Raw genomic sequence first — 2,781 nt, 5'->3', positions numbered from 1 at the left:
ACTGCCTGCAGCACCGCCAGCTGTTCGACGAACACGCCGCGTTCCCCACCGAACTCGCCGCCGCAGCTTGACGCGTTGGCATCGTGAGGTGTCTGGCTGGTGGTGAAGCAGCAGAACGGGTCGCGCGAGTACGACAGGACCATGTGGAACGAGTAGACCTTCGCAATGCCCATGTGGGTGAGGACCTTGCCCTCGTCGCCCCAGTCCACTTGCGCCTGGGCGCCGGGGATGACCTCGAAGCGGCGGTGCATGCCCGCCAGTTCCTTCGGAGTGATGCCGAGTTCTTCCGCGACCCGGGGGCGGGCTTCCTGGACATAGAGCTTGACCCGCTGGTAATTCCCGGTGAACCCGTACTCCTGGGCGAGGCGTTCGTGGATGACTGCGGCCTTTATCAGGATCTCCGCCCGCAGCATCGAGTCGACCAGCGGCGCGAACTCGTCGATCACCCTCGCCCGCACCCGCCCGTTCGGCGACCGGCGAGGAGGCGACGCGGGCCCGTCGGCGGACAGGTACTTGCTGACGGTCCGCCAGTTCAGCCCGGTCTCCTTGGCGACCTCCGACAAGCTCATCGCACCGGACTCGACCAGGCCGCGAAAACGCCGGAGTTCCAGCCAGCGTTCCGGGTCCAAGACCACAACCCACCCCCTCTGCACCCCCGAACAGGACAGGAGCAGAGTGCCGGGCACCAGCCCTCAGCACATCAAGAACTCTGCACGTTCATCCGTACGCGGCTCTGTACGTTCACGTGTACGCCGACACCACCAGCGTGTGGGAGTACTTGGGCAGGTTCTCCATCACACACATGAAGCCACGCTGGTAATGGATCACCTCGCCGGGGACTCCCGGACTGGCTTTGTAGTCTTCCGCGTTGATGGCCTTGGCCTGCGGATGGGTTTCCACCTCGGTGCCAGGCCAGCCGCTCAGCTCGCCAGCCAGTTCCTCGATGCCTTCTTGCAGCGTCCTGACGTGGTCTTCGGCCGCGAGCGCTCCAGCTGTGGTGCGAGCCTCGGCCTCGGCTTCTGCCGAACGCAGAGCCTGCAGACGCTCGGCCAGGGACTCGATTCTGCGCGCGGTGGGCCACTCCACACCAGACACCGGCCGAACGGCGCGCTCGGCAGCGCCTTTGAAGGGAACGATGAACAGGCCGCGGTTGAAGAACTGGATCTGCTCGATGGCGACGCCCGGGTAGGGCTCCAGCGCGGCCAGCAGGCCCGGCAGGTTCTCTGGCGGGAAGGCATGGCCCAGGACGATGCCTGTGAGGGCGCCGCGGATGTCGACGTAGTCGAAGTCAACGGATTGGTTCAGTGCGACCAGCCGGTACTCGGCCTCGCTGTTCCAGTCGATGTGCTTGCGGAAGAACAGCTGGTCCTTGTTGGCCTCGGCGTAGGCCAGTGACACGGCGTCGATCCCGAACTCTTCGACCTGCTCCAGGTCGATGCCGACAATGGCGGGACTGTGCTGGCTGCTGAGGTAGCGGACGGGGCCATGGAAGGTCAGTGAAGCAGGACCGGAGTGGTGAAGGAACGACTCGACGAGCCGGGCACGGTCGAACTTCAGGCACACCCCCCGATGTCCTGCGCCGTAATGGGCCCACAGCGCCAGGTGCGCCCAGCCGCGCAGTGCGTCGGGGTTGGCCACGGTGTCTGGCAAGGTCACGTCCTGCGTCAGACATCCGACCTTGGTGTGCAGACGCAGCTGCCGGTCGACTTCGTCCCACAAGGCCAGGTCGGGTCCGGAGCCCGCATGGGAGCGATTGCTGAAGCTTGGGTAGTGGGGCTGTGATTCCCACAGGTCATTGGTGGACTGATAAGGCGACAGGCGGAGTTCGCCCGAAGCCAAGATGCCGAAGAGCCCTTTGTCGTTCGTGTAATGGAACAGGCTGGCGGTCAGGCCGCGGGGGGTGGTCAGTACCTCGAACTCGTTGTGGTTCTCGAAGGCCAGAACCGCCTGAGAGGGGGCTGCGGAGCTGAGGGGCTGGTCGTCAGTGGTCATCGAGCACCGTCCTTCCGGGGTCTGAACTGACGGATGCACCCTACCGTGAAATCGTCAGAGTGACGATAATCGTGTGGGTGTGCGCGACCGTTTCCCGGTGTGCCGACGAGCCGCGTGGAGCGGGTGTGCTTGTTGGCCTCCGTGCGATCGAGGCGCGTTGGTTGCTGTGATCTGGTGATATCTCAACGGAGTACCTCCCATTGCGTGGTTGCTTCACTATGTCCGGCTCCGCCCTGCCGGGAAGAAGGTCACCGTAGGCGCCACCACTGACACCCCCGCTCGCCTGCAAGGTGACGGCTGGTCAGGGCGCACATGGCACGCCATCGTTCGGGAGTTGTTGTGACTGGGCTTCGGGCACCGGCCTGCCACTGTGCTGGCGATCCGACGCAGTGCCCCGAGCGAATTCGCCTTACCGGGCCACCGGTCTGCGGGGCGCTGGACTGTCAGTGCCGGGCCATACACTCCAAAATGGCACAACTGTGCCCAGAGGGAAGGGGGGTGAGCAACGATGCCCAGGAGAGGAAGCCGCGGCAGCTCCGGGACACGAGCCCGGAGCGCCGACAGCGGCCGCTTCGTGACGAAGGGCTACGCCAGGCGTAACCCCGCGAAGACGGTAGTCGAGACGGTCAAGAAGCGTTCCGGCAAGAAGTGACTTCTTGAGGTCTCACCCAGGAGTGGGGGGGGGGGGGGGGGGAAAGCGCCCCCCCCCCCCCCCCCACCCAAGGGGGGGGGGCACACCCAAAGGGGGGTGACCGTCCTTAAGCGTAGCGGCCCCAGCAAAGAAGGGGA

2 protein-coding genes and 1 pseudogene are annotated in these 2,781 nt (G+C 65.4%); 1 reads left to right on the top strand and 2 read right to left on the bottom strand.

What is annotated here, in order from left to right:
* Both ACZ5VQ_RS47575 and ACZ5VQ_RS47570 read right to left on the bottom strand, forming a co-directional pair.
* A pseudogene (locus tag ACZ5VQ_RS47575) lies at nucleotides 1-635 on the bottom strand (hypothetical protein); the annotation flags it as partial.
* Nucleotides 636-741: 106 nt separating this feature from the next.
* A complete protein-coding gene (locus tag ACZ5VQ_RS47570; protein ID WP_469110465.1) occupies nucleotides 742-1,992 on the bottom strand; it encodes a DUF2971 domain-containing protein in 1,251 nt (416 codons plus the stop codon).
* A 508-nt stretch (nucleotides 1,993-2,500) separates the two neighbouring features.
* On the opposite strand from ACZ5VQ_RS47570, the gene ACZ5VQ_RS47565 reads away from it, so the two are divergent.
* A complete protein-coding gene (locus tag ACZ5VQ_RS47565; protein WP_469110464.1) occupies nucleotides 2,501-2,644 on the top strand; it encodes a hypothetical protein in 144 nt (47 codons plus the stop codon).
* The last annotated feature ends 137 nt before the right edge of the window (nucleotides 2,645-2,781 follow it).

This window comes from Streptomyces sp. NPDC033178, from assembly GCF_055577685.1.
This window is presented reverse-complemented; position numbering and strand designations above follow the sequence as displayed.

Excerpts from the sequence above, each read along its gene's own strand:
- ACZ5VQ_RS47565 (WP_469110464.1), top strand. The coding sequence starts at position 2,501 with ATGCCCAGGAGAGGAAGCCGCGGCAGCTCCGGGACACGAGCCCGGAGC.
- ACZ5VQ_RS47570 (WP_469110465.1), bottom strand. The coding sequence starts at position 1,992 with ATGACCACTGACGACCAGCCCCTCAGCTCCGCAGCCCCCTCTCAGGCG.